Genomic DNA, 26,086 nt, shown 5'->3' with positions numbered 1-26,086 from the left:
TCACTCGCCGCCGGAAGCGGCTCGCCCGAGTTGAGGCAACAAAAATCCTGCGATAGTGTGGGCGATCACTTCTGGTTTCGCGTTGGCCAGATTGGTGAGCACGACGACGGTGAGCCGGTCATCGACGTAGCGCGAGATCTGGCTGGTAAAACCTTGCCACTGGCCGCTGTGTTCGATGAGCCGGTGGGAGCCGACGCTTGCGAGCCGCCAGCCAAAGCCGTAGGGAGCGGTCTGGCCTGAATTGAGCTGCACCGGGGTCCAGATCTGCTCGAGGCTCGCGCGTGTGAGTACTTTATCTGTGTAGAGCGCCCGGTCCCACTTCGCCAGATCGCCTACTGTCAAATAGAGCGAACCATCTGCGGTGCGATTGAGCGAGGGCGAGACGTAACCCTGGTTCTTGAGCAGGCCGTCCACCAGTTGATATCCGGCTGCCCGATGCAGCACGATGTCGCGGTCGCTGATAATCCGGCTACTTTTCATACCGAGCGGCCCGAAGACGCGATTCTGGAGAATATCGCCGTAGAAGCGGCCTGAGACTTTGTTGACGATGATCCCGAGCAGGACGTAGCCGGTGTTGCTGTAGGACCACTTTTCGCCGGGGGCAAAAGCGAGGGGCGTCTTTTCGGCGAGGGCGACCAGTTCGTCGTCGGTGTAGTCGCGCCGGTAATCGAGACTGAGATCGCCTTTGCTCTCGTAGTCCGGGATGCCGCTGGTGTGGGTGAGCAGATGCCGGATGGTGATCTCTTTCCAGGCGGGCGGCGTGCCATCCAGATAGCGGCTGATGGGCCCGTCGAGGCTCAGCTTGCCCTCCTCGACCAGCAACATGACGACGGTGGCGGTAAACTGCTTGCCCACCGAGCCGGACTGGTAGACGGTCTCAGCTGTGGCAGGAACACCCAGCTCGACATTGGCAAGCCCGTATCCTCCGGCTCGAACGATGCGTCCGTCGCGAATCACCGCCAGCGACAGGCCGGGGATCCGCTGGCGCTGCATCTGTTCGCGGATGTACGTATCGATCTGGTCCGATCGAGCTGGTGATGCTCCTACAACCAGCAACAGCAGCCAGAGAAGCCAGATCCAGAGCGGGGATTTCATACCTCCGTTCTGTACACCTGATGTCAGGTTGCGATCCGTCTTCTCGAACACGAAATCCAATTAGATTCTCCTGTTTACTCCTCAAGCAGAAGCAGAGCCGACCCAATCGCGCCATGCTTTGAGCGAGAGTAACCGCTCCCGGCTGGAGTCGCAAATGGCAGCTCTTTGCCCTCAGCATAGCTGGCCTTCAGGGTGACAGCATGGCAGAATAGGCATAATTAGCAATATCCCATTTGTGGATAAAACCGAGCGCCGTCCCTTTGATACCAGCCTGCAGGGCCTCGCTGCCCTCTACAGTCAAAACTTTCTCGTCTGGCTTAGAGGCTCCGAAGCTGTCTGGCAGCAGGAACTCAATTCCGTCATCGTCGCTCAGCAGCGCCGTGCGGATTTTTTGATTCGCTACACAGACGCAAAAGGCAAGCAACGCCTTCTCCATATCGAGTTTCAGACCCTCGTGCAGCGCAGGGAGTTGCACGAGGAATTACCTGTGCGCATGACCACCTACGCTGTTTTCGTCCTCAACAAATATGGCCAGGTGCCTGAGCAGGTGCTGGTGTTGTTACAAGATACTGCTGCTACCCGTCGGGTGCCGGACCACTTTGCCCAGGGCGGGTTGCGGGTGGAATACGAAGTCATTCGGCTTTGGGAGCAAGACCCAGCAGCGATTCTGGCAAGTGGATTGGTCGGCTTGATGCCCCTGGTGCCTTTGATGCGCGGACAGGATGTAGAGGGATTGCTGCGAGCGAGCGTCGAGGTGATCGAGACGGAGCTAGAATCGCTGCAGGAGCGCAACGAAGTGCTGGCAGTGACGGGCTTGCTTTCCTCACTGCGTGACCAGCGGACGGTGGTGGAGTTTTTTCGACGGAGGTCAATTATGAACTTGTTGCAACAGACGCCGCTGTTTCAGGAGTTGACCAGGGACATCGTCCTCGAAGCTGAGCAGCGGGGAAGAATTCAAGCTCTGTTGGTGCAATTAGAGTACAGATTCGGGCCGGTACCTGCGGAAGTAGAAACTGCTCTACAAGGAATTAGCGATCCCAAAATTTTGGACCGCCTGGGTCTTGCCGTTCTGCAAGCTCCGGACCTCAATACGTTTCAGCAGCAGGTACCTTCGGACTGAATCAGCTCCGGGCCGTGCAGTAGTTTCAGGTGTCTGGTTTCAATAGCCAACGGGCGCTTGAAACGTTTTCTTCTCACCGTGGCAAAATCAAACACCAAGTTTTAACTGAACGCATTCTGCTTCAGGATCTTCGCTCTGCAGCCCCGAGAGGTATAGACCCAATAGCCGCACTTTTTGTCCGTCTATCGCTGCTGCAACGAGGAGTTCCTGGGCGATGGTCCGGATTGCCTCGATCTCTTTGATCGGAGCTGTTACAGTCCGGCTGCGGCTGAGCTGCCGGTAATTTGCGTACTTCAGCTTGAGCGTCAGGGTGTGTCCCACGGCCCTGTAAGTATCGGCGCGTTCTTTGAGGGCAACCACCAGCTTCTCCAGCTCCCGGACCACCGCTTCCGGTTCCTCGAGATCCACCAGAAAACTCGTCTCCACCCCGATCGACTTGCGCTCGCGATGGGGATTGACGGCACGCTCGTCCACTCCCCGGCAGATCTGGTAGTAGAACCGTCCGCTCTTGCCAAAAAGGCGCACCAGTTCCTCCACAGGCCATTGTCTGAGGTCCGCTCCGGTATGAATGCCCAGCCGCTGCATCTTCTGAGCGGTGATTGCCCCGATGCCGTGAAATTTTTCGATGGGCAGTGCGGCTGTAAAGGCGTCCGCCATTTCAGGCAGGAGAACGTAGAGGCCATTGGGCTTGTCTATGCCCGAGGCCATCTTGGCTAAGAATTTGTTGCAGGACACCCCGGCGGAGGCGGTCAACTCCGTTTCGGCAAGAATATCGGCCTTGATCTGTTGGGCGATCCAGGTGGCGGAGGGGAACCCCGGTTTGTTTTCAGTGACATCCAGATACGCCTCGTCGAGGGACACCGGCTCCATCAGTTCCGTGTAGCGGGCAAAGATGGCCTGGATCTCGCGGGAGACCGCCCGGTAAACCTCGAAGCGCGGCGGCACAAAGAGCAGATGGCGGCATCTCTGGATGGCGATGCGCGAGGGCATGGCCGAATGGATGCCGTAGTGGCGGGCCTCGTAGCTTGCAGCAGCCACCGCACCCCGCTGGGCAGGCGTACCGCCAACGACCAGCGGCTTGCCCCGATACTCGGGGTTGTCCCGCTGCTCGACGGAGGCAAAAAAGGCGTCCATATCGACGTGGATCACCTTTCTCACCGCACTCTGGGACATGGCCTGCTCGGGCAGCTTCTCCGACAGTTTAGCCGTTACATGAACAAAAGTCCATGCAACCAGGACTGGTTAATACTTGCGCGCCTGGGGGGTGAAGCGCTCGGGATCTTTTTGCTGCAGGCTCAGATCGACGGGCCGGTACTCGATGTGGACGCCCTCGGCGGTATGGTAGGCGAGGGTGTGCTTGAGGTAGTCGGCGTCGTTGCGCTCGGGATAGTCGCTTCTGGAGTGGGCACCGCGCGACTCGCGGCGCTGAAGGGCGCTCGCGACGATGATCTCGCCCACTTCGATCAGGCTGCGCAGCTCAAGCGCTTCGACGATCTCGGTGTTGTAGAGCTTGCCCCTGTCGTCGAGGCGGATGTTCTGGTAGCGGGCTTTGAGTCTCTGAACCTGAGCAAGTCCTTCGCTGAGGAGTGCTTCGTCGCGAAAGATCGAGCAGTGGTCGGTGAGGGTGTCTTGAAAGTCGGCACGCAAGGTGGCGATGCGCTCAGAACCCGGCTGGTCGATCAGCTTCTGCAACAGGCGCTCGGCTTCTGCGCGGTAGCGCTGTTCGTCTACTGCAGGCAGGGAGCGCTCCTGGACGTAGCGGGCGAGGGTGGCACCGGCCCGCGCTCCGAAGACCACGCACTCAAGAAGCGAGTTGCTGCCCAGGCGGTTGGCTCCGTGTACCGAGACGCAGGCGCACTCACCGGCGGCAAAGAAGCCGGTCAGTGGCTGGTCGTGGGCAACGAGCACCTGGCAGTCGATCGTGGTCGGGATGCCGCCCATCGAATAATGGACCGTCGGGCGCACGGGCATCGGCTCGTAGACGACATCGATCCCCAGGTGGCGCAGCGCCTCGTCGTGGGCAAAGGGCACGCGCTCCATGATCTTTTCTTTGCCCAGGTGGCGCAGGTCGAGAAAGACGTAGCGGCTGTTGACGCCGCGCCCCTCGCGGATCTCGGTGGCGATGGCGCGGCTGGTGATGTCGCGGGGCGCAAGTTCCATCCGGCTCGGGGCGTAGCGGGCCATAAAGCGCTCGCCCTCGCCGTTGACGAGGTACGCGCCTTCACCCCGCACCGCTTCGGAGATGAGCACGCCCACCGGGTAGAGGCCCGTGGGATGGAACTGCACAAATTCCATGTCCTGCAGCGGAATCCCGGCCATCGCCGCCAGGCAGAGCCCGTCGCCGGTGGAGGCGTAGTCGTTGGAGGTGGTGTTGAAGACGCGGCCATAGCCGCCGGTGGCAAAAAGAATGGCTTTGGCGCGCAGGACTTCGAGGCGGCCAGTCGGAATGTGGTAGATGACCAGGCCCTTTGCCTCACCTTCTTCGACGATGAGCTTGAGGACGTACCACTCGTCAAAGAGGGGCACCTTGTACTGAAAAAGGCGGCTCACCAGTTCGTGCAGGATGGCGTGGCCGGTCTTGTCGGCGGCGTAGCAGGTGCGGCGGTTGGTGTGGCCGCCGAAGGGGCGCTGGGCGATGCGACCGTCCGGCAGGCGCGAGAAGAGCACGCCCATGTGTTCGAGGTCGATGATCACCTGGGGAGCCTGCTGGGTGAGCACGGCCACGGCGTCCTGGTCCGCCAGGTAGTCGGCTCCCTTGACGGTGTCGAAGGCGTGGGTGAGCCAGTCGTCGTTTGGATCGACGTTCTGGAGGGCAGCGGCGATGCCCCCCTGGGCGGCGACCGAGTGGCTGCGGATCGGATGCACCTTCGAGACGAGCGCCACCTTGAGGCGCGGATCGCTGCGGGCAATCTCGACGGCAGCCCGCGAACCGGCCAGCCCGCCGCCCACGATCGCGATGTCAAATTCCAGCATGGATAGCTCTTGGGGTGGAACGCCCTTATCCTGGCACACCGCCACCAGGACGGGCTCTTGGCGGCGCGACGGTGGTGAGGGTCGGAACGGTGCTGCTGCCCCGGACCCACAGCAGGGCAACGACGATTACGGCCATGCTGAGGGCGAGCAGCCAGAAAAGATCCCCGAAGGCGAGGATGTACGCCTGGTTGCTGGTCATCTGTTTGAGCAGAGCGGTTGCCTGGTTGGTGGCTGCCAGCGGCTCGCTGCCCCGGCTGACGAGGGCCGCAGCGAGCTGCTGGAGGTGGGATTGCCAGTAGGACTGTCCCAGGTTCTCGACGATCGCGTGGGAGTGAAAGTGCTCGCGCCAGACAAGCCAGCCGCCCATCGCGGCGGTGGCGGTGCTGGAGGCGGCGGTGCGCACCAGATTGAAGATCTGAGCGGCGGATTCGTACTCGCTCGCTTTGAGGCCGGTCATCGCCAGGCGCAACAGGGCGATGATGAGCAGCGGCTGGCCCAAAGCCCGGACGACCTGCGACCAGATGAGTTGCTCACCGGCGACGTTGGCACTCAGATAAGCGTTCATCAGGCAACTGGGAACGAAGCAGGCGAGCCCGAGGGCGATGAGCACCCGCATGTCGAGCTTTTTCATCAAGACGGGCATCAGCGGGTTGACGAGGGCGGCCCAGACAATCACCTCGGCAATTTGAATCGAGTTGTAGCCGTGGATCTGGGTGAGAAAGCTCGTGACGACGAACGTGTAGGAGAGCACCAGGCCAATCATCGCGTTGATCACCTGGCTGGCAGCAAAGTTGCGCCGGGCCAGAAGGCGCAGATCGATAAACGCATGGCGGCTGTGTAGCTCAAACCAGCCGAACAAGCCCCAGGCAAAAGCCGAAAGCAAGCTAATCGTGACGATGAAGGGCGAATCGAACCAGTTCTCGGTAGTACCGCGCTGCAGAACCGTCGCCAGGGTGCAGGCAGCGACGATGAGGGCGACCAATCCCGGCCAGTCCACCTGCCACCACGGTTGCGGCGGCTCAGAAGGTAAAGATCTCAGGCGGTACCAGAAGAAGCCCGCGAGCAGCACACCGCCCAGGGCCGCCGGGACGTACAGCCAGTGCCAGCTCGCATTCTCGATGCACCAGCCACCCAGAAAGTAGCCCACCGGAATCGCGAGGGTGGAGGGAATGCCAAAGACCAGATAGCCGATAGGCCGCTTGGTCACCGGCAGCTGATCCATGACCAGATTGAGGGCGATTGCCAGAAAGCTACCCGCCGCAAAGCCCGCCAGGGCGCGGGCAACGAATAGCACGAGCAGGTTTGGGGCAGCGATCGCCACCACTGAAGCGAGCGTCAGGAGCAGAGCATTGCCGGTTAGAAAAAACCGCACCCCGAGCCTCCGCACCAGCCGACCGGTGAGCACGATCGCCACCAACTGGGTTGCGATAAAGGCCGCCGCAGCCCAACTGCCCTCGTCGAGCTGAAAACCGAGAGGACCGGCCAGATAGCGCAGGTTGACGCTATGGAGCTGGTTATCGACCGTGCAGATAAAGTTGGCGAGGGCAGCCGAAAGCACCGTCCACCAGGGATTGAAGTCGCTCTCAACTACCGGCGGACGGCCTGGGGTCGAAAGTGCGATGGCTGGTACTGGGCGGGTGGTCTGCGTCACATCGCTCGTCCGGTTATTTTTCGAAAAGCCTGCTGGAACCCGCCTGCTCGAAGTACTCCCACGCCTCGATGAGTGCCTGGCTCTGCGCGATGAGAACCGGCAGGTCGATCGCTGAGGCGCACCGCTCGCACTCGTAGTTGTCCTGGGCGGCGAGCAGACGGGCATCGAGCTGTGCAATCTCTGCTTCTATCCGCCGCTTGAGATCCTGGGCTTCGGCCAACGGTGGACCGGCAAGCTGCTTCTCCCGCTGGATCAGCGCCCCGCCGATCGTCCGCAGGCGACAGCGAATGCGCACCAGAGGGGCGACCATGCGCAGCACCTCGGCGCTGATATCGCTGGGATGGGGCAACTGCACCTCGCGGGGGTGACACTCCGATTCGCCGTAACGGCCCGGCTCACCGTCTACAGCTTCGATCCGGGCAAAGCGCAGAGCGTCGGCACCTGCAGCGACGACGATGGCCGGGCGACCGTCCGCTCCCATCACGACATCGGCCTGCAGGATCTGGGCAGTGTGCTCCCTTTCCCGTCGCTCCTCGTAGGAGATGAACAGGGGAATAATTGCGATCGCAAGCACGATAAGACACAGTGCGATCCACATCGCAGGCTGTCCGCAGGCGGTAAAACCATTCTAGAGTGCGGCGATTTTGGAGGTGTGGCCAGCGAAGTTGCCGGAGTTTAGAGCAGAAGTTAAATCCGGCTGCAGCCTGGATGTCGGTCGGGGCGGGAACCTGCACCTAAGTTCTTGGCTAAAGATCACAATCTTGCGTGGTCAGATGACAGCCTTTGTCAAAAACTTGGAAGATAGGTAAAAACTGGGCAGCGCTACCGCCCTGGGCTTTGGGGAGAGGATCAACCTATGACCGCCGCCACCGGTACGACCAATCGCCAGAACAAACTTCCCAGGCCGCTCATCTTCGCCATCGGGGCGATTGCGCTGGTGCTGGTGCTGGTGTTTGGTATCCGCTGGTGGCTGTACGCCGCAGGCCACGAGGAGACCGACGACGCCTACCTCACCGGTCACATCCATCAAGTCTCCAGCCGCATCGAGGGCACCGTGCAGGCCCTGCTCATCGACGACAACCGGCTGGTCAAAGCGGGACAGACCCTGCTGTTGCTCGATCCGCGCGACTATCAGGTGGCCCTCGACCAGGCCAGTGCCGCCCTGCTCAACGCCCGCCGTCAGGCCCAGACGGCCCTTGCCGGCGTCTCCTACTCTGCCGGCAAGGCCGCCGCCCAATCGACCCAGGCCGCCGGTTCTTTTTCGGGCTCCGAAGCAGCGATCGCCGCCGCCGCTGCCGCCGTCGCCGAAGCAAAAGTCGGCATTCCCGCCGCCCAGGCCAATCTCAAACAGGCCGAGGCCAACCTTACCAGGGCCCAGCTCGACTACAACCGCTACATCAAGCTCGAACAGGAAGGGGTGGTCGCCCGCCAGCAGCTCGACACCGCCCGCGCTACCTACCAAGTCAACGTCGCCCAGCGCGACGCGGCAGCCGAAGGGGTGCGCCAGGCTACGGCCCGCCTTGCCCAAGCCGAGCAGAATCTGAGCAACTCCCGTTCAAAGCTCGTGCAGTCGCGGGGCAGCATCGAGGATGCGCGGGCGACAGGATTGCAGACCGAGGTCGAGCGCCGCCAGTACCAGGCCGCCCAGGCAGCGGTCGCCCAGGCCGAGGCGAATGTGCGCAACGCCCAACTGCGGCTTTCGTATACGCGCCTCGTCGCCCCGGCTGCCGGGCGGATCGGTAACCGCAAGGTAGAGGTCGGGCAGCGGGTGCAGCCGGGCCAGGCGCTGCTCTCTGTCGCCGAGGAGCGCCCCTGGGTGGTAGCCAACTTCAAAGAGACCCAACTGGCCCACATGCGGCCCGGCCAGCCGGTCGAGATCAAAGTGGATGCCTTCGGTGGCCGTACCTTCAGTGGCAGAGTCGATAGCTTCTCGCCGGGCTCCGGCTCGCAGTTTGCCCTCTTGCCCGCCGACAACGCCACCGGCAACTTTACCAAGATCGTCCAGCGGGTGCCGGTCAAGATCGTGCTCGACCCTGCCAGTGCGCGGGGCTACGAGGGCCGACTGTTGCCGGGCATGTCGGTGGTGGCGAGCGTCGATGTCTCCGAACCCGCCGCCAACCGCTAGCGCCGGCGCACCCAAATTTTGCACAAGGAGAATGGTAGCGATGTCGTCAACTGCATTCAAACCGGCGCGCCGACCCGAGAGCCGTGACCGCCAGGACGCGGTCGGTACCTATCTCGATGAGATTGGCCGCATAGCGCTTCTGAGCCGCGAAGAAGAAATCGCCCTGGCCCGCCAGGTGCAGCGCTATATGCAACTACTAAAAACAAAAGAGCAGGCAGAGCAAAAGCAGGGGCCGGCACCGTTGAGCGAAGCGCGGTGGGCCGATCTGGCCGGGATCAGTTCTCTTGAGCTGCGCCAGATCTGCGCCGATGGCCTCGCCGCTCGCCGCCAGCTGATCGAGGCGAACCTGCGGCTGGTGGTGACGATCGCCAAAAAGTATCACAAATCCGGCATCCACTTCCTCGATCTGGTGCAGGAGGGCAACCTCGGGCTGAAGCGGGCGGTCGAAAAATTCGATCCAACTTTGGGCTGGCGCTTTGCCACCTACGCCTTCTGGTGGATCCGTCAGAGCATCGCCCGCGCCATCGGCACCCAGGCGGGTCCGATCCGTTTACCGGCCAACGTCGCCGAAAAATTGCAGCGGGTGCGCCGGGTCGAACGCACCCTGGCGCTGCGCCTCGATCGCCCGCCAAAACTGACGGAGCTGGCCGGGGCACTGCAGATGGCTCCTGTCCATCTGCAGCAACTGCTCACCAGCGCCCCGCGCATCTGCTCGCTCGAAAGCCAGGTGGGTAGCGAGGGCGATCTGTCGCTGGCGGATCTGCTGGTGGCGAGTGGACCGGGGCCACTGGAACTCGCCCACCAGGAAACCCTGGGCGGCCTGCTAAGGGAGGTGCTCAAAAAATTGCCCGCCCGCGAGGAGCGGATCGTCCGGTTGCGCTACGGGTTAGAAGATGGCCGCATCTACACCCAGGGCGAGGTGGCCCAACTGCTGGGCATGTCGCGCTCAAGGGTCTGTCAGATCGAATCGCGGGCGATCCGCCGTCTGCGCGAACCGCACAACAGCGCCTCCCTGCGCTCGTACCTGCAGCCTTGATCTGTCCCGGTTGACTAGTTCCTTGCGCCTGTGCCAGCATGGGAAAGCCATTGGGGAATGGTGTAATTGGCAACACGTCAGGTTCTGGCCCTGAAGTCTCTAGGTTCGAGTCCTAGTTCCCCAGCTATCAGATGAAAAGCCACAGCGAGTGGATGGGTCTGGCCCTCCAGCTTGCCCGGCAGGCGGGCGCAGAAGGCGAGGTGCCGGTGGGAGCGCTCGTCGTCGGGGCGGACGGTGCCCTGATTGCTGCAGGAGCCAACCGCCGCGAGCGCGACTGTGATCCCACGGCCCACGCCGAGGTCGTAGCGATGCGCCTGGCGGGCCAGAAGCTCGGTGCCTGGCGGCTCACCGGCTGCACGCTCTACGTCACCCTCGAACCCTGCGCGATGTGTACCGGTGCGCTTCTGCAGGCGCGGGTGGAGCGGCTGGTCTACGGCGCGGACGACCCAAAAGCCGGAGCGATTGCCTCGGTCTACAACCTGCCGGAGAGCCCAGGTAGCTTTCACAGGCTCGAAGTGATTGCCGGAATCGAGGAAGCCGCCTGCTGCCAGTTGCTGACGGACTGGTTCGCGCAAAGACGCACGCGCTAGAGTTCGAGGCCCAATTGGCCACCGGCAGGCGGCTGCGGCTGGTCGGCAGGAAAAGAACGCGGCGCAAGTCCCAGTGCCTGGATAAGCAGGGTGGCGCTCGCCGGTGAGAAGCCCTCGAAGTGGTTGTCGAGCAGAGCGTAGACGGGCACCTGACGGGCGATGAGCGCTTTGATTGCCCCGGCCCAGGTGCGCAGAATCGCTGAGCGGTCGCGCTGGCGGTGGGTAAAATGTTCGATGCTGCCGTCTTTGGCTCCCATAAAGCGCAGGTAGAGCCAGTCGGTGGGTAGCTTCTCCAGCAGCGGCAGGGCAAAGTCCGTAGCCAGCCAGGGCGTGTCTCCGAGGCTGAGGGCAACCCGGTGGGCGCGCAACAATTCGACCGTGCGCTCGCTGTACCAGCCGGTGTCTCGAAATTCGATCGCAAAGGGCAGATCGGCGGGCAGGTGCGGTAAAAAGCGCTCCAGGGTGGCAAATTCGTCCACGCCAAAAGACGGCGGCAACTGGATGAGCAGGGCAGCAAGTTTAGCTTCCAGCTGACGCATACCGTCGCAAAATGCGCTCAAAACCGATCGCCCCCGCGCCAGGCGGTACTCGTGGGTGAGGGTGCGGGGCAGCTTGCAGCTGAAGCGAAAGTGCGCGGGCACCTGGGTGGACCAGTTGCGCACCACCTTTGGCTGGGGAACGGCATAAAAAGTCGAATCGACCTCGACCAGGTCGAAGGTGCGGCTGTAGTGGGCCAGCTCGGCGGCGGCAGCCAGCCCGCTCGGGTAAAAGGGAGTAGCAGGCGGGGCGGCCACACGCCAGTCCGAATAGCGCCAGCCCTGGCAGCCCACGTAGACGAGGGCGTTCTGCGACACGGTTGCACTCCTGGGCAGAGAGCGGACACCGATTGTACCCTTGATCCAGGTTTCGGCTGGCCCATGGCTACAGAATCGACCAACCTGATCAAGTTCAGCGAGCATCCGCTGGTGCGCGTCGCCCTTTTTGTGGGGGGACTGGTGGGCCTCTGGCTGCCGGGGGCGCTGCTGTGGTTGTTTGTTACCGGCTGGCGACCGGGGGTGCCCTTCGACACCCTTGCTCCCTTTCAACTGCTGGGCGTCTCGGTGGCTCTTTATGGGACGATCCTGGCGGTGCTCTGGATTTTTGCCCACCGCCTCGATGGGCGGACCCTTGCCCAGTACGGCCTGGGACGCGATTGGACCAATCTCCGGCTGGCTGGACTTGGGCTGGCAATTGGCGTCGTCGGCCTGAGCAGTTTGCTCGGGGTGGAGGCGGCGCTGGGCTGGCTGAGCTGGCATCCTGAGCCGGTGAGCACCCTGGGGGGCACGCTCGTCGAAGGGCTCGTGGTCGCTCTGGCGGTGGGCTTTATCGAAGAATTGCTGTTTCGTGGCTTCTTGTTGCAGACTTTTGCCCGGCGCTCCGGCCTCTGGACCGGGGCGATGGCGAGCGCACTCTTGTTTGCTGCCGTTCACTTTATCAAGGCTCCGGCGATCATCTTTGCCACTCTGCCCCAGTTTCCGGCCCTGTTCGCCGCCGGGTTGCTCCTGGCATTTGCCCGCTTTCAGGGGGGCGGCAGGCTGGGCCTGGCGGTCGGGCTGCATACGGGCTGGATCTGGACCTACTATCTGGTCAGTACCCGGCATCTGATCCGCTACGACCGGCCAGGTATTCCTGAGTGGCTCACGGGCATCGGCCATCCCTTAGCGGGAGTGGCTGGTGTCGTTCTACTCGTCGCCGTCGCCGTTCTCGTCTCCCGCCTGCCCCGCCCCCCAGATGCCAGTGCTGCCGAGTCGATCTATTCTTGAGAACATCCCAATTTTCCACGAGACGATTGAACGCTTTTGCCCTTGCGCCACTTGTCCCGGCGATGCTCGTATTCCTTGCGGTTGGGCCGCTCGCTGCCGCACCGATCCCCTTGCTCGCCCCCGCCGGTGCTCCCGATCGCTACCTTGTGATCAGAAGACTGCAGGGGACGGTCAATTACAGCCGCAAGAACCAGCCGGCCCGGCCCGCTGTGCTGGGCGATAAGCTGGTGCGCCCCGGCGATCAGATCGAAACGGGTCTTGATTCGGGAGCGACCCTCGTCTTCGACGACGGCATCGCCAGCCTGCGCGTCTCCGAATCGACGACGGTGACCCTTTCGCTGCTCGACCTGCTGCCCGACGGCGGTAAGCGCTCGCGCATCAGCGTCCGGGGCGGCCAGGTGGCCCTCAGCGTCCGCCGCTTTAACCGCAAAAGCTCGAAGCTGGAGATCGATACACCCGCCGGTGTGGCCGGGGTGCGCGGCACGATCTTTGGTGTCGCCGTCGATCGACGGGACCGCTCGACGATCGCGGCGCGCAGCGGCGTGGTGAGCGCCAGCGCCCAGGGCCAGACGCTCCTGTTGCCGGGGGGACTCGAATCGCTCGTTCCCCTGGGCAAACCTCCCCAGCCGCCGGTGGCCACTCCCACCGCCGCCCGGATCTACCGCGTCAGCTACGAGCGACTGGCCGACAACCAGGTGCGCCTGTCGGCGTACACCGATCCGGGCAACCTGGTACGACTTTTTAACGAACCGATCGATACCGACTTGCAGGGCAACTTCAGCTTCGTCCGTCCCCTCCCGGCGGATCGCTTTTTGCCGGTGGAGATCACGACAGCCCTCGGAGCGCAGCGAACGTTTAACCTGACGGTACTGCTCCCTTGAAAGGACTGGCCTGGCCACCGGGTAGCTGGCCCTGGGCGGGCCCACTGGCGGCTTTAGTGACTACAGGGGCGCTGGTGGCTGGGCTGTGGACGCCGCTGGAGAACTGGAGTCTCCAGAAGCGCTTTCAGTGGCGCGGTTTTCGCCCGTCGGCGGTGCCGCTGGTGCTGGTGGCGATCGACGATCGCAGTATTGCCCGGCTGGGCCGCCTGCCCTGGGACCGCCGCCGCTTTGCCCAGCTATTGGATCGGCTGGAAGGGGCCGCCGTGGTCGGCATCGATGTGCTCTTCAGCGAACCCACCGCCCAGGACGCTCTTCTGGCCCGCGCCATCGCCCGCCAGGGCCGGGTGGTGCTCGCCGCCGCCCGCACCCCGACCAGTGTGCGCCTGGAGCCGGTGCCCCCCCTCGCTGAGGTGAGTGCCGGCATCGGCGACATCGGTGCCGGTATCTTTGGCGAGAATCTGCAACTGAGAACGGCGCTGGTTGTCCCCAAAAGCCCAGGATCCGATCTAGAAGTAGAGACTTTCGGAACAGTGATTGCCCGGCTCTACGCCAGCCTGGCAGGACTGTCTCAGCCCTCCGTTCCCGATCGGATCTGGCTGAACTGGCCCGGCCCGGCCCGCTCCCTGCCCAGCGTGAGCGCCATCGATGTTCTCGAAGGCAAAGTCGCTCCGGCCCGCTTCGCCGATCAGATCGTGCTGGTCGGTGTAACCGCGACTGCTGTGGACGCGCTCATCACCCCCTTCGATACCCAGGCAAGCGGCATTGCCCTGCACTGGACGGTGGTGGACAACCTGCTCGGCAACAGTGCCCTGGCACCCTGGCCAGGCTGGCTGACGGGCCTGGTAGCCGTTATGTCCGCCCTCGGCCTGGGCTTTTTGCTGACTGGCAGGCCCGGCTGGCTGCAACTGACGATCACCCTCGCCTGGGCCGCCGGCTGGGTGGGTCTGGCGGTCGTTTTATTCTGGCGCAGCTCGATCTGGCTGCCGCTCGCCGCTCCAGCGGGTGCTCTGATACTGGCAGGCGGCTTCTCACTTATCGAGGGCGAACAGCGCACCGCCCGCCGACTCGAAATTCAACGGGAGCGGCGCAAAGCCCAGCAGGCGGTCACCGACTCGCTCGCAACTGCCCTGGTGGCAGCCACCGGCGACGGGCGGATCTACTTTCAAAACCCGGCAAGCGCGCCGTTCTTTCCGGAGAACCGCAGCACTCCTTTTTTAGGCGAGCAACTGCAGGCTTTAGGCTGGCTGAGCGCCGAACAGTGGGCGGAAGCCCAGGCAGCTCTGGGTAGCGGCCAGCCGAGCCAGCGGCAGGTGAACCTGGGCGAGCGCGATTATCGGCTCAGGCTGGTGCCTCTGTCACAAGACGAGCAGGTGGGCGGCATTCTCTGTGCCATCGAGGACATCACTGCCCAACTGGAGCTGGAGCGGCTGCGCCAGCAGATGCTCGGGATGCTCTCCCACGACATCCGCTCGCCGCTCACCAACATCCGGGGCTTCGCCGAGTTGCTCAAGATCAGTCCTCCCAGTTCCGATATCGAACTGGAGGAGATGGTCGATCCGATCCTCTCGTCGGCTGAGCGGGTGCAGGGGCTGGTGAGCGACTTTCTTGCCCTGGCGCGCATCGAGTCACCCGCCTTCGATCTCAAGGTGCAACCGTTGAGCGTCCAGGCCCGCCTGCGGCCTTTGATGGCCGAACTGCGGCCCCAGGCCGAGGCCAGGCACAGCCGCCTGGTAGCAGAAGACTGGCCAAAAGAACCGCTCATAATCGCGGCGGACCCGCTGCGCTTTGATCAGATCTTTATGAATCTGTTGACCAACGCCCTCAAGTACGGCCCGGACAGCCAGACGATCCGCGTCCGGCTCAGCCTCGATAGTCCCTGGGTGGCCATCGCTGTCATAGACGAGGGCTTCGGCATCCCGGATGCGGCCTTGGAGCGCATCTGGGAACCTTTTTACCGGGTAAAGACCGCCCAGACCGAGGGCATCCCCGGCACCGGCCTGGGACTGGCGATCACCCGCAAGCTCGTCGAATTGCACACCGGCTCGATCGCCGTCACCAGCAACCCCGGCCAGGGCAGCTGCTTTAGCGTCCGCTTCCGGCAACAAAACCTGGCACCGGACCCTTGACGTTTATATCCATTTTGGATATTATCCATATCAGATACATCCGAGATGGATGTTTTTGAAACTGGTTGCCAGGAGGCACAGATGACTCGCGCCTTTTCACTGACTGTTCCTGCTTTACAGACCTTCAAAGCTGTCCCTGCGCCGCGCCGCTTCTTCCCCTCGCTGGAGGTGTGGCTGCACCTGCTGATCGTTGGCGTCACTGTCGCTGCTATTGCCGTTGCCTGCCTGCAGACGGCTGCCGCACGGCCCGCCCGCCGTGACACTGCCACCGTCTACACGCTGCCGGAGGTCACGGTGATTGCTCCCCGCCTCGTCTCTCGGCAGCGGTGAGCAGGACTTCCTCGCCGGTGGTTGACGCGGATCCCCGAAGCCGATACATTGTCCATAACAGATATATCCAGAGCGGATAAGTTGCCAGAGCCATGACCCAAGCTGCCCCTGATCTGAAGACCTTTTTACCGTTAAGCCCGGCGGTGTTCCACATTCTGCTTGCCCTGGCCGAGGGCGACCGGCACGGCTACGGCATCAGCAAGGAGGTCAAGGAACGCACAGCAGGGGCAGTCAGGCTTGGTCCCGGCACCCTGTACCGCTCGATCAAGCAGCTTTTAAGCGACGGCTGGATCGAAGAAGCCGACGAGCGCGCCGACCCGGCTCTCGACGATCAGCGCCGCCGCTACTACCGGCTCTCCGGACTGGGCCGTTCGATCGCCGCCGCCGAAGCGGCCCGCCTGGCGGACCTCGTGGACCTGGCCCGCGAACGCAACTTGATCGCCGACGCGGTCTAAAGCTCCGTTGGTTGATTGTTCTGCTGAACAAGCCTTGAGATTTTCAGGTTGATTTTTGTGGCCTGAATCGTCGTCCCCCGTTGAAACACCAACGAGAGACACATCAGGGCTAGCTTGTTCCAACCCGCCCAAGGACCGTGCGACTGCTAGCCTCCTGGCTTGTCACGTTGGATGTGAATGATGGCATCAGCGGCGTTACCCGGCCAACACACCTGCCCGAGCCTCCAGTTTTTCGATAATATTCCTGACTTTTTGACAGGCAGTCCTGGCCACGGTGTAACTGCTGCCACCCTCCTCTCCACTCGCCCAAACCTCCAGACTTGCGCTATAGCAGGAGTGTGCATTCTGCCAGTGTTGCTTTTGCTCACTGCTCGAAATTTTCTGGCTATTCGCCCGGTGCTCATGCACTTGAGCAAGGTTCATATGCAACTGCGCCAGATTGTGCCGGTTGCGCATATTCGTGTTATCGACAGTCGCCAGTTGCTGAAGATGTTGCAGACTGTCGTTGTAATGGGTTTCAGCATCATCGACTCCTCCAGTCGCAAGCATGAAATAGCCCATCTTATCGAGGGCATTGGCCAGATCGCAGCGTGCCTGAAAGTTGGCCTCGTTGGCATTGTAAATCTCTTGGGCAATCTGCTTGGCCTGCTCGTAGTTCTGTCGCGCTTCGTCCAAACGATTGAGCTTGAGTTGCACATCTGCGAGTTTAGAGTAACTGATCCAGAGGTCGCGACATCCCTGAAGAGAATTGCGGCATTTGTCCGGGTCTAAAGGCAGGGACGGAGCATACTGCTCGACCAGCTTCACGCACTCACTGAAACTGTTCAATGCCTGCTCGCAATCCCCACTATCGAGCTGAGATTCGCCAATATTTAAGTAGCAAATCCACAGATCCTCCAGTGCCTTCGCGTCAGTTGTATTGGGCGGAGCTAGCTCCTTAGCAAGTTGTAACGCCAGACTATAACTTTGGCTTGCCCCTGTTTTGCCTTTATTTGCCAGGGCATCGCCGATGCGGCTATAGCTAAACATCAACGCCCGTTTTAGTTGAGGATTATCCTGGTTAGCCTCGCTTAACTTTTCGCGAATCTCCAGGCTCTTGAAGTAGTTCTTGAGTCTCTCGACAACATTGCCAGTCCAACCAAAAAGATCGCCAGCGCCATCGTGGACAGCAGCCAATTCAAGACTATCTTCCAGCTGCAAATCTGCAGAATCAATCTTTTGGGCAGTGGCAATCGCTTCTTTGTACCTTTCTAGAGCATCACCAGTCCTTCCTAAGTTAGGATAGTACAGATTTCCTTCGATATCGCCGACTGCTCGTAGAGCCTTGAGCAGCTGCCGACCTAAGGCAACAGGAACCGCAGTTGAATAGCTCTGCGCTTGCTTTTGTAGAGCCGTCAATTCTGCTAGACGGCTCTCGTACGTCTCTGTCAAAGTACTCATCTTTATTCCCCTCCAATGGTTTGCTTGAGCTGGCCTAATCCCTGTGCGCGCGGGGCGGGTTTTCAGAGGGTATAGCGTTTGCGCTGCCCTTGTTCGACTTGATCGTTTGATCGACTGTACTTTTCATCGTTGTCTCCATTGAGAATGTGGGTTTCCTGCTCAACGCCAGTTCAATTTGCTACGATTTTGTTGGCAGTGGGGTAAACTTGGTACCTGAATCACTCAAGCGTTTGTACAGCTCCTGTAGCTTCTTTCGATTGTATTGATTGTTTGGATCTGCTTGTACTGCTGTTTGTCTGATAGGCAAGGCTAAGAGATAAAAAGCTCCGGCGCTCTTTCTATTCTTAGTTGTCAATTCTACATCCCCCAGACCTTGATAGGTATAGGCTAAATCGGTGCGCGCCTGCTCGTTTTTTGGATCAGAGGCAGCGAGGAACCTGGCGATTTTTAAAGCCTGGAGATAATGATTTTGCGAGGCACTGCTGTCTTTTTTGAGAAGAAAATCACCGAGCTTAATGTGGCTGAACCACAGATCGCGGCGAGCAGTTGCATCTAGTGAATTTGTACTGGATAACTTCTCAGCGATTTTCAGTGCTTTCCGATAGTTGACTTCTGCTCTGGATTGATCGCTTTCTGCGTCCGCAGTGTCAGAATAGCAAATCATAAGATCGCGCTGTGATTGTCGATCCTGAGGATTTTTTTTGGCCAACGCTTCGGCGATCATCAGGCTTTTTGAGTAATTAATTTGAGCACCTTTTCGATCGCCGTTGCCGTTATCAAATAGTGTATCACCGAGCCGGCTGTAGGATTGCTTTTTTCCTTTCAGCGCCTCAATATCCGCTGGATTTATTTGCAATAACTCCTCCTGCAGTTGTTGCGCCTTGATATAACTTTTGGCGGCGGCACTTCGATCACCTGTCCATTTTTGCAGGTCGCCGACAGCGAGGTAACTGGCCGCTAAATTGGCTTTTACCTGGGTATCTCCTGGCCGAGCCGCGACAATTTTTTGCCAGATGGCTTGGGCTCGTTTGTGGCTGCGTAGAGCACCAGCTGTATCGCCGAGATTCTGGTTGTAGATATTACCCTGAATATCTCCGACCCGCTGATAAGCCGTTGCCAAAGAAGCTTGCAATGACAGATCGTTTTCGGCTTCTTGCGACAAGTTATCGAGGTAGGTGAGGGCTTTTGTAACCAGTAATTTTTTGGTCGGTGTCGCGCCGGGTAATTTGTCGATCCCAGCGTAGATTTCAAACATCAGCGAGTTTGCCAGTTGCCTGACATCGTTGAAGCGGCGTTCGGCGCGGGCCTGGGCCGCCTGGGCAATGGCGGCCTCGCGGCTGGTGGCAACGATGCCGCCCACCAGCGACAGGCCGATAAGACACCCGGCGGCGACGACAATTTTGTTGCGGCGCACGAAGCGACGGGTGCGGTACCAGAGGGTGTTCTCGCGGGCCAGCACGGGTAAGCCGTCGAGGTGACGCTCGATGTCTTGAGCGAGTTGCTGGGCGGAGGCGTAGCGGCGCTCGGGCGGGCGGCTCATCGCCTTGAGCACGATGTTGTCGAGGTCGCCTGAGAGGGAACGCTGCAATTTCTCGGGTTGCCCGCCCCGCGTCAGGCTCACCAGGCGCGGGGTGAGGGTAATCGTCTCGCTGCCGCTGCGCTTTTGGACGACGCGGCCAATCGTCGCACTGGGCAGGGGCGGATCGTCCTCGCAGACGGCGCGCAAAACCTCGTGGGGCAGGCGAGCGGTACCAAAGGGCAGGTGGCCGGTCAAAAGTTCGTAAAGCAGCACGCCCAGCGAGTAGATGTCGCTGGCGGTGGTGATGAGCCCGCCTTTGATCTGCTCGGGACTGGCGTAGTTGGGCGTCATGGGCCGCAGGAGGGTCACCGTCGGGTTAAAAGGCTGGGCGTAGAGGTCGGGGGCGAGCAATTTGGCGATGCCAAAGTCGAGCAATTTGGGGACGCCTTCGCCGGTGACCAGGATGTTGGCGGGCTTGAGGTCGCGGTGGACGATCAGGTTCTGGTGGGCGTAGTGGACGGCTGAGCAGACAGCGGCAAAAAGCTGCAGCCGCTCTTTGATCGTCAGGTTGTGGGTGTCGCAGTAGACATCGATGGGCACCCCCTCGACGTACTCCATGACCAGGTAGAGCGTGCCGTCCTCAGAAGCGCCCCCATCGACGAGACTTGCGATATTGGGGTGTTTGAGGCTCGCGAGAATCTGGCGCTCGGCGCGAAAGCGCTTTAATAAAACGTCGCCGCCGCTGGTGTGTTTGAGCAGCTTGAGGGCTACCCGCTGCTCAAAGTGGCCGTCGGCGCGTTCGGCCAGGTAGACCGTGCTCATCCCGCCCCAGCCAATTTCTTCTTTGAGTTCGTAAGCGCCGATGCGCCTTCCGACGAGGGAACCGGGCTGGTGCCCGCCCAGCCAACTGCCCACACCCTCCAGCTGATAGGCCGGGGTCTCCAAAAAGTCCTCGTCCTCCTCGTAGGCAGCCATCAGCGCCTCCACTTGATCGCGCAGGCCGTCTCGATCGGCGCAGAGGCGCTCGACAAAGGCAGGGCGATCGGCGGGCGACAGTTCGAGCGCCTGGTCGAGTACCCGTCGGATCTCAAGCCACTCATCGGAGGTGATCATTGCTCGTCCCCCTTGCTCATCTCCTGTTTGAGGAAGGCTTTTGCCGATTTCCAGTCGCGGTTGACCGTCGAGAGCGAGATCGCCAGCACCTCGGCGATCTCGCTGCAGGTAAGGCCGCCAAAAAACCGCATCTCGACGATGCGCGCCTGCTGGGCATCGATCAAGGCGAGGGCGTCGAGGGCTTCGTCGAGGGCGACAAAATCGAGATCGCGGACTTTAGCGGCGACATCTCCCACCGCCTCGATGGACACCCTCTGTAGCGCGCCGCCCCGCTTGGCGGTGCTGCGGGCGCGGGCATAATCGACCAAAATATGGCGCATCAGGTGGGCGGCGAAACCCAGAAAGTGGGCGCGGCTTTTCCAGTCGATGTGGTCTTGCTCGACGAGCTTCAAAAAAGCTTCGTTGACGAGCGCTGTCGCCTGCAGGGTGTGATCGAGCCGTTCGTTGCGGATGTAGCTGCGGGCCAGCCGGTGGAGCTGATCGTAGACGAGGGGCATCAGCTGGGCAAACGCCTGCTCGTCACCTTCGCGCCAGTTGGCCAGGAGCTGGGTAATGTTCGACGCGGTCATCGGCTGACCTCGATGGTGAGGGGAGTGAGCAGTCGTCTGGCATCGAGGGAAACGGCGAGGCCACGGGTGGAGCGCATCGGTGTCTGGGGAGGGAAAAGATGGGGTCATACGCAGCCGCAACTGCGCTCTCAGCCTATCCTCCCCAGAGCGCCCCTTCGCGTCAAACCAGCGCATCGCTGCTCTGTCGCGGGCGGTGGGTGGCTCAATAGTAGTCATTAAGGAGCCACTTTCAAATTTATGCATCGCCGCTATCAAAAGTACGCCTCCGCAACGAATCGAGAGCAATCGTCAATCGCACCTCTAAGCGATCAAGCGAGAATGCCACCGATAATGTGTCGCGGCAGTCAAATTTTTCTCGATCCATTTTTTTCCGCATAAAGATGACACGTTCCTGGCCGACTTCTCGCTTGATCCAGCAGAAGGGCGAAGAAGGATCATTTTCTTCGCGCCCGTGGGTAACAGATTTTGTGAGGGACACCGGCTCATGCAAGCTTGTCGAGAACCACTCCACCTTTTTTCAACGTTTTTGACGTTCGAGGGCGACCGCTGCCGGGGTTGGGTCAGCGATCCGAGGTTGCGCCGGAGCATGGACCGCTGCTTAAAGGCCGAGAGCACCCCCAGCGATTGGGTGGGCCACTGGCACCGGCTCTGGCGAGAGCAGGGCGACAGCACTGCCCGCGCTCACCTGTGCGCCTTTTTGCAGGCAGCCGCCTACTGGTCGGTGCTGCGCTTTGTGTCGAGCACCTGGGGGCGGCACAGCCTGGCTGAGTGTTTTCAGATCGTCATGGCCGAGGTGGACAAGGTACTCGAAGGCTTCGAGCCTGAGCACGGCGATCTTGACCGCTACGCGCGGGTCGTCTTCAGCAACGCCCTCAACCGCCACCTGCGCCAGCAGCGGGTGATGGAGATCTGCACCGACTGGGCGCTTCTAAGGCGCTTGAGCCAGAAACTCGTCGCCCAGGCGCTGCGCGGCCACGGCGAATCCGCCGGGACGATCGAGCGCTACCTGGCGGCGCTGCGCTGCTACACCCTCCTCTACGTCCCCAAACAGGCGAGCGGCTCGCGCCATCTCGAAAAACCCAGCCCCAAAATCCTCGAGGCGATTGTCCGGCTCTACAACGAGCAGGTCAGCCCCGATCTGGCCTTGAACACCCCTGACAGCGCCAGCCGCATCGAATCCTGGCTCATCCGCTGCGCCAGGATCGTCCGCAGCTACCTCTATCCGGCGCACACGTCCCTCAACGTGCCGCTGGTGGGCAGCGAGACGGGCGAATGGCTCGATCTGTTCGTCGCCGACGAGGGTGAGTCGCTTCTAGACCAGCTCGACGCTGCCGAAAGCCAGCAGGTGCGCCAGAGCCTGCAGTCGCAACTGCAGCAAGCCCTCGTCGCTGCCCTCGACCAGCTCAAGCCCGAGGCGCGACAGATGCTCGCCATCTACTACTGCGGCAACAGCACCCAGCAGCAGATGGCCTCCCAGTTCAATATCGGTCAGTACACCGTCTCCCGCCGTCTGCAGCACGCCCGCAGGGCGCTGCTTTTAAGCCTCTGCCAGTGGAGCGCCCGCCACTGCAACGAGCCGCTGGGCCCCGAAGCCCTCGACCAGATGGGCGAGGCGATCGAGGAGTGGCTGGTAGCCTACTACCGACAACTCTAGTAACGCCCTCAATACCTGGCAGCGCGGGTGGCCTGGCCATAGTCGCACCAGGGACGAATCGGACAGCGGCTGCAAAGCGGCGGCGCACCGCTCAGGCAGATAGCGCGGCCATGCTGCAAAAAAAGACGGTTGCTGCCGGCCCACAGATCGCGCGGCATCACCTTCTGCAGGGCAATTTCGGTCTGGGTTGGATTGCTGGTACGCACCCAGCCCAGGCGGTTTGTGATCTTGTGCATGTGGGTATCGACGCAGATCGCCTCGCGGTTGAAGGCGTAGATGAGCACGCAGTTGGCCGTCTTGCGCCCGATGCCCGGCAGTTCTAAGAGCGCGTCGATGTCGTCGGGTACCCGGCCTGCGTATTTTTGCTGCAAAATTTTTGCCATCGCGATGAGCCGGGGCGCTTTGACCTCGCGGTACTCGCTGCCGGCAAGCAACCGGTAGAGGTGCTGCTCGTCCGCCGCCGCGAGGGCGTCTATATCCGGGTACTGGGCAAAGACACGCTCAGAGACTGCAGTCGTCTGCTCTTCGCGGGTGCGCTGGGAGATCACCGTCGAGACGAGCACCCGGTACGGTTCGCCCAGCTCGACCGAACCCCGGCCCCTGTAGGTGATGGCCAGAATTTCCATGACCTGGCGGACTTGCTCCGCTGCGACGACAGTCCCTGTATCCATCGGTCCATCCTCAGCGCTGTTTCTATTAAAGAAGTCCCGGCCCTCCAGCCCCTCCGCCGCCAGAAGGAGGCTTAATATTGAATTGTTCAATCTCGAAGGAATATGGGCACAAGATACCGGGGCAGCACCGAGCAGGTCCTCGCCCTCGACGTCTACATCAAGTTGATGCGCGCCTCCGACGCGGTGGCCAATCGCGTTCACAGCCATCTCAAGGCAGTCAACCTGACAGTAAGCCAGTTCGGTGTCCTCGAAGCGCTCCTGCACCTCGGCCCCCTCAGCCAGAGCCAGCTTGCCCAGAAGCTCCTCAAAAGCGGCGGCAACATGACGCTCGTCATCGACAACCTCCAAAAGCGCGGTCTCATCGAGCGGGTGCGCTCGAACACCGACCGGCGAACGATCAGCGTGCATCTTACCGAAGCGGGCCGCAAGCTGATCGAGCGGGTGTTTGCCCCCCATGTCGAGCAGATCGTCTCTGCCCTCGCCGTCCTGAGCGAAGCGGAGCGGCATACCCTGGGACAACTGTGCCGCAAGCTCGGCCTGGCCCAGAAGGACAACGGCAATAACCAGATATTTTAATATTGAACTATTTAATGTAATATGGTCTTAGAAAGCATTTGCGCCGGCAGCGGTTGCCGGTCTTCTGGGAGGAAGGATGATTACTTTGCGGGCGGCAGACGAGCGCGGCCACGCCAACCACGGCTGGCTGGACACGCAGCACACGTTCTCCTTTGCCGACTACTACGATCCGAAGCAGATGGGTTTTCGAGCGCTGCGGGTGATCAACGAAGATCGGGTGATGCCGGGGGCCGGCTTTGGCACCCACCCCCACCGCGACATGGAGATCATCACCTACATTCTCGAAGGGGCGCTCGAGCACAAGGACAGCATGGGCAACGGCTCGATCATCCGTCCGGGCGACGTGCAGCGCATGAGCGCCGGGACAGGAGTGACCCACAGCGAGTTCAACCCGAGCCGCAGCGAACCGGTGCATCTTCTGCAGATCTGGATTTTGCCGTCTGTGCGCGGGATCGCCCCGAGTTACGAGCAGCAACACTTCGATGCGGCCAGTCGGCAGGGGCGGTTTCTGCCGGTGGTGGCGGGCGATGGCCGGGAGGGCACCCTCAAGGTACATCAAGACATGGTGCTCTACGCCGGATTGTTCGCCGCCGGTGAGAGTGCCCGGCTGCCCCTTGGAGCAGGCCGTCACGGCTGGTTGCAGGTGGCGCGGGGAGTGGTGGATCTGGGCGGACAGGTGCTCAAATCTGGCGACGGTGCGGCGCTGAGCGACGAAGGAGCCCTGACTCTGACGGCGAAGGAGCCGGCGGAGGTGCTGCTTTTTGATCTCCCTTGAGCAGGCCCAGTCCTCGGGCAAGATCCCCTGGATAAAAAAAGCGAGGGGCAGGATTGTACCTGCCCCTCGCTTTTTTAGATAGCGCTAACCCAGCCCGCCGGTCTGGGCAGCCACCTCTTCGGCAAAGCTCTTTTGATCTTTTTCAAGACCCTCGCCCAGGACGAAGCGGGCAAAGCGGCGCACTTTGATGTTCTCGCCTATCTTCGCTATCTTCTGGTCCACCAACTCCCCCACGCTGATGCTCTGGTCCTTGATAAACGGCTGCTCCAACAGCGCCCGCTCCTTGATGAGCTTGTCTACCCGGCCCTGCGCTATCTGAGAGCGGATCTTCTCAGGCTTGCTCGCCAGGTCTTCTCGCTGCAGCTCCAGGGCCAACTCCTGCGCTTTGACCTCGTCGCTGACGTCAGAAGCGGCGACGTACTCGACGTTGGGGCTGGCGGCAATCTGCATGGCGATGTCTTTGACCAGTTGCTGGAACTCTTCGCCCTTGGCAACAAAGTCGGTCTGACAGTTGACCTCCACCAGCACGCCGATGCGGCCACCGGTGTGGATGTAGGAGCCGACCAGCCCCTCGGTGGCCACCTTGTCTTTGACCTTGCCGGCCTTCATGATCCCCTTTTTGCGCAGGAACTCGATCGCCTTGTCGGTGTCGCCGTCGCTCTCGACGAGCGCTTTTTTGCAGTCGTTGATGCCGACCCCGGTCTTGTCGCGCAGTTCCTTGACCTGCTGGGCTGTAACTTCTGCCATGATGGTTGCCTCGCTTATTCGTCTTCGTCAAGCAGGGTAGAGTAGAGCACCTCGCCCTTGTCTACTGGCCCGGCTGCCTCGGCGGCGGGGACAGCCGGAGTCGCGGCGGGGACGGGTTCTTCTTCGGTGTAGTCTTCAAGCTGGCCGTGGCGGCCCTCGTAGATCGCATCGGCGAGCTTGCCGACGATAAGCCGGATCGAGCGAATTGCATCGTCGTTGGCCGGAATGCCGACATCGGTCAGGTCCGGATCGCAGTTGGTGTCGAGGAGCGAGACGATCGGGATATTCAGGCGGCGCGCCTCCATCACGGCGTTTTGCTCGCGGCGCTGATCGACGACCAGCAGGATGTCGGGTTTGCGGCGCATATTTTTGAGGCCACCCAGGTACTTGGTGAGGCGCTCAAGCTTCTTGCGCTGCACCGAGGCTTCTTTTTTAGGCAGCAGGTCGAACTGGCCGTTCGCCTCCATCGCCTCGAGTTCTTTGAGTTGATCGACCGAAGTGCGGATCGTCTCCCAGTTGGTGAGCATTCCGCCCAGCCAGCGCTGGTTGACCCAGAACATGCCGCAGCGCTTTGCTTCCTGGGCGATCACCGGAGCGGCCTGGCGCTTGGTGCCGACAAAAAGAATCTTTTTGCCCTGATCGGCGGCCTCGCGCAGGTAGCTGTAAGCCTCGTCGAGCAGGTGGGCAGTCTGGGTGAGGTCGATGATGTGGATGCCGTTGCGGTCGGTGAAGATGTAGCGCCGCATCTTGGGATTCCAGCGGCGGGTCTGGTGGCCGAAGTGGACTCCGGCTTCCAGCATTTGCGGTAGCGTTACTACGCTCATAGGTTTTCTCCTAT

At 61.3% G+C, this 26,086-nt stretch carries 25 protein-coding genes and 1 tRNA gene; 13 read left to right on the top strand and 13 right to left on the bottom strand.

The window, feature by feature from the left end; translation table 11 throughout:
• Positions 1-1,095 carry a serine hydrolase domain-containing protein gene (locus GKIL_RS14280; RefSeq protein WP_041243968.1) on the bottom strand — a complete coding sequence of 365 codons (1,095 nt, stop codon included), beginning with the start codon at positions 1,093-1,095 and terminating at the stop codon, positions 1-3.
• Between the two features lie 235 nt (positions 1,096-1,330).
• On the opposite strand from GKIL_RS14280, the gene GKIL_RS14275 reads away from it, so the two are divergent.
• Positions 1,331-2,215 (top strand): RpnC/YadD family protein, encoded by an 885-nt coding sequence (locus GKIL_RS14275; protein ID WP_023174393.1) that lies wholly within the window; start codon positions 1,331-1,333, stop codon positions 2,213-2,215.
• A gap of 87 nt (positions 2,216-2,302) precedes the next feature.
• On the opposite strand, the gene dinB is transcribed toward GKIL_RS14275, so the two are convergent.
• From dinB to GKIL_RS25335, 4 genes are all read right to left on the bottom strand, one after another.
• Positions 2,303-3,388, bottom strand: a complete 1,086-nt coding sequence (gene dinB / locus GKIL_RS14270; RefSeq protein ID WP_023174392.1) for a DNA polymerase IV — start codon at positions 3,386-3,388, stop codon at positions 2,303-2,305.
• 69 nt (positions 3,389-3,457) lie between these two features.
• On the bottom strand, positions 3,458-5,188 hold the full coding sequence (locus tag GKIL_RS14265) for a succinate dehydrogenase/fumarate reductase flavoprotein subunit (protein WP_023174391.1): 1,731 nt from the start codon (positions 5,186-5,188) through the stop codon (positions 3,458-3,460).
• Between the two features lie 25 nt (positions 5,189-5,213).
• Positions 5,214-6,839: an MFS transporter gene (locus tag GKIL_RS14260; protein WP_023174390.1), complete on the bottom strand. Its 1,626-nt coding sequence runs from the start codon at positions 6,837-6,839 to the stop codon at positions 5,214-5,216.
• Positions 6,840-6,852: 13 nt separating this feature from the next.
• Complete coding sequence (locus tag GKIL_RS25335) at positions 6,853-7,437, bottom strand: hypothetical protein (RefSeq protein ID WP_023174389.1); 585 nt, start codon at positions 7,435-7,437, stop codon at positions 6,853-6,855.
• A 258-nt stretch (positions 7,438-7,695) separates the two neighbouring features.
• Here GKIL_RS25335 and GKIL_RS14250 point away from each other — a divergent pair, with 258 nt between their 5' ends.
• The 4 genes from GKIL_RS14250 to tadA all read left to right on the top strand — a co-directional run bounded on the left by GKIL_RS14250 (position 7,696) and on the right by tadA (position 10,590).
• Positions 7,696-8,964, top strand: coding sequence for an HlyD family secretion protein (locus tag GKIL_RS14250; protein WP_023174388.1), 1,269 nt, complete (start codon positions 7,696-7,698; stop codon positions 8,962-8,964).
• Positions 8,965-9,004: 40 nt separating this feature from the next.
• Positions 9,005-10,000, top strand: coding sequence for a sigma-70 family RNA polymerase sigma factor (locus GKIL_RS14245; protein WP_023174387.1), 996 nt, complete (start codon positions 9,005-9,007; stop codon positions 9,998-10,000).
• A 51-nt stretch (positions 10,001-10,051) separates the two neighbouring features.
• Positions 10,052-10,124, top strand: a tRNA-Gln gene (locus GKIL_RS14240).
• Positions 10,125-10,131: 7 nt separating this feature from the next.
• Complete coding sequence (gene tadA / locus GKIL_RS14235) at positions 10,132-10,590, top strand: tRNA adenosine(34) deaminase TadA (protein ID WP_023174386.1); 459 nt, start codon at positions 10,132-10,134, stop codon at positions 10,588-10,590.
• Here the strand turns inward: tadA and GKIL_RS24860 are convergent.
• The gene (locus tag GKIL_RS24860; protein ID WP_023174385.1) at positions 10,587-11,444 is read right to left on the bottom strand and encodes a DUF72 domain-containing protein; all 858 of its coding nucleotides are present in this window, start codon (positions 11,442-11,444) and stop codon (positions 10,587-10,589) included. The two genes, tadA and GKIL_RS24860, sit on opposite strands and share 4 nt — an antisense overlap.
• Positions 11,445-11,507: 63 nt before the next feature.
• On the opposite strand from GKIL_RS24860, the gene GKIL_RS24855 reads away from it, so the two are divergent.
• From GKIL_RS24855 to GKIL_RS14205, 5 genes are all read left to right on the top strand, one after another.
• Complete coding sequence (locus GKIL_RS24855; RefSeq protein WP_023174384.1) at positions 11,508-12,392, top strand: CPBP family intramembrane glutamic endopeptidase; 885 nt, start codon at positions 11,508-11,510, stop codon at positions 12,390-12,392.
• Positions 12,393-12,454: 62 nt separating this feature from the next.
• Positions 12,455-13,273 carry a FecR family protein gene (locus GKIL_RS22770; RefSeq protein ID WP_023174383.1) on the top strand — a complete coding sequence of 273 codons (819 nt, stop codon included), beginning with the start codon at positions 12,455-12,457 and terminating at the stop codon, positions 13,271-13,273.
• Between the two features lie 56 nt (positions 13,274-13,329).
• The gene (locus tag GKIL_RS14215) at positions 13,330-15,399 is read left to right on the top strand and encodes a CHASE2 domain-containing protein (protein WP_187293817.1); all 2,070 of its coding nucleotides are present in this window, start codon (positions 13,330-13,332) and stop codon (positions 15,397-15,399) included.
• 81 nt (positions 15,400-15,480) lie between these two features.
• Positions 15,481-15,729 (top strand): hypothetical protein, encoded by a 249-nt coding sequence (locus tag GKIL_RS14210; protein WP_023174380.1) that lies wholly within the window; start codon positions 15,481-15,483, stop codon positions 15,727-15,729.
• 92 nt (positions 15,730-15,821) lie between these two features.
• Positions 15,822-16,184 carry a PadR family transcriptional regulator gene (locus tag GKIL_RS14205; protein ID WP_023174379.1) on the top strand — a complete coding sequence of 121 codons (363 nt, stop codon included), beginning with the start codon at positions 15,822-15,824 and terminating at the stop codon, positions 16,182-16,184.
• Between the two features lie 195 nt (positions 16,185-16,379).
• Here GKIL_RS14205 and GKIL_RS14200 read toward each other — a convergent pair whose 3' ends face one another.
• From GKIL_RS14200 to GKIL_RS24850, 4 genes are all read right to left on the bottom strand, one after another.
• Positions 16,380-17,624 (bottom strand): tetratricopeptide repeat protein, encoded by a 1,245-nt coding sequence (locus GKIL_RS14200; protein WP_023174378.1) that lies wholly within the window; start codon positions 17,622-17,624, stop codon positions 16,380-16,382.
• 178 nt (positions 17,625-17,802) lie between these two features.
• Positions 17,803-20,256, bottom strand: coding sequence for a serine/threonine-protein kinase (locus GKIL_RS14195; RefSeq protein ID WP_023174377.1), 2,454 nt, complete (start codon positions 20,254-20,256; stop codon positions 17,803-17,805).
• Positions 20,253-20,825: a sigma-70 family RNA polymerase sigma factor gene (locus GKIL_RS14190; RefSeq protein WP_023174376.1), complete on the bottom strand. Its 573-nt coding sequence runs from the start codon at positions 20,823-20,825 to the stop codon at positions 20,253-20,255. Before GKIL_RS14190 ends, GKIL_RS14195 begins: the two co-directional genes overlap by 4 nt.
• A gap of 235 nt (positions 20,826-21,060) precedes the next feature.
• The gene (locus GKIL_RS24850) at positions 21,061-21,303 is read right to left on the bottom strand and encodes a hypothetical protein (RefSeq protein ID WP_144080400.1); all 243 of its coding nucleotides are present in this window, start codon (positions 21,301-21,303) and stop codon (positions 21,061-21,063) included.
• Positions 21,304-21,309: 6 nt separating this feature from the next.
• Between GKIL_RS24850 and GKIL_RS14185 the strand changes: the two genes are divergently transcribed.
• A complete protein-coding gene (locus GKIL_RS14185) occupies positions 21,310-22,479 on the top strand; it encodes a sigma-70 family RNA polymerase sigma factor (protein ID WP_041243966.1) in 1,170 nt (389 codons plus the stop codon).
• Between the two features lie 8 nt (positions 22,480-22,487).
• Here the strand turns inward: GKIL_RS14185 and GKIL_RS14180 are convergent, their stop codons facing one another.
• On the bottom strand, positions 22,488-23,150 hold the full coding sequence (locus tag GKIL_RS14180; protein WP_023174373.1) for an endonuclease III domain-containing protein: 663 nt from the start codon (positions 23,148-23,150) through the stop codon (positions 22,488-22,490).
• A 102-nt stretch (positions 23,151-23,252) separates the two neighbouring features.
• On the opposite strand from GKIL_RS14180, the gene GKIL_RS14175 reads away from it, so the two are divergent.
• Entirely contained in the window at positions 23,253-23,726 is a 474-nt protein-coding gene (locus tag GKIL_RS14175; RefSeq protein WP_023174372.1) for a MarR family winged helix-turn-helix transcriptional regulator, read from the top strand.
• A gap of 76 nt (positions 23,727-23,802) precedes the next feature.
• Complete coding sequence (locus tag GKIL_RS14170; protein ID WP_023174371.1) at positions 23,803-24,501, top strand: pirin family protein; 699 nt, start codon at positions 23,803-23,805, stop codon at positions 24,499-24,501.
• Between the two features lie 84 nt (positions 24,502-24,585).
• On the opposite strand, the gene tsf is transcribed toward GKIL_RS14170, so the two are convergent.
• Positions 24,586-25,248 (bottom strand): translation elongation factor Ts, encoded by a 663-nt coding sequence (gene tsf / locus GKIL_RS14165; protein ID WP_023174370.1) that lies wholly within the window; start codon positions 25,246-25,248, stop codon positions 24,586-24,588.
• A gap of 14 nt (positions 25,249-25,262) precedes the next feature.
• Positions 25,263-26,072, bottom strand: coding sequence for a 30S ribosomal protein S2 (gene rpsB / locus GKIL_RS14160; protein WP_023174369.1), 810 nt, complete (start codon positions 26,070-26,072; stop codon positions 25,263-25,265).
• Positions 26,073-26,086 lie beyond the last annotated feature (14 nt).

The organism is Gloeobacter kilaueensis JS1 (genome assembly GCF_000484535.1).
Taxonomy (GTDB): Bacteria; Cyanobacteriota; Cyanobacteriia; order Gloeobacterales; family Gloeobacteraceae; genus Gloeobacter; species Gloeobacter kilaueensis.
This window is presented reverse-complemented; position numbering and strand designations above follow the sequence as displayed.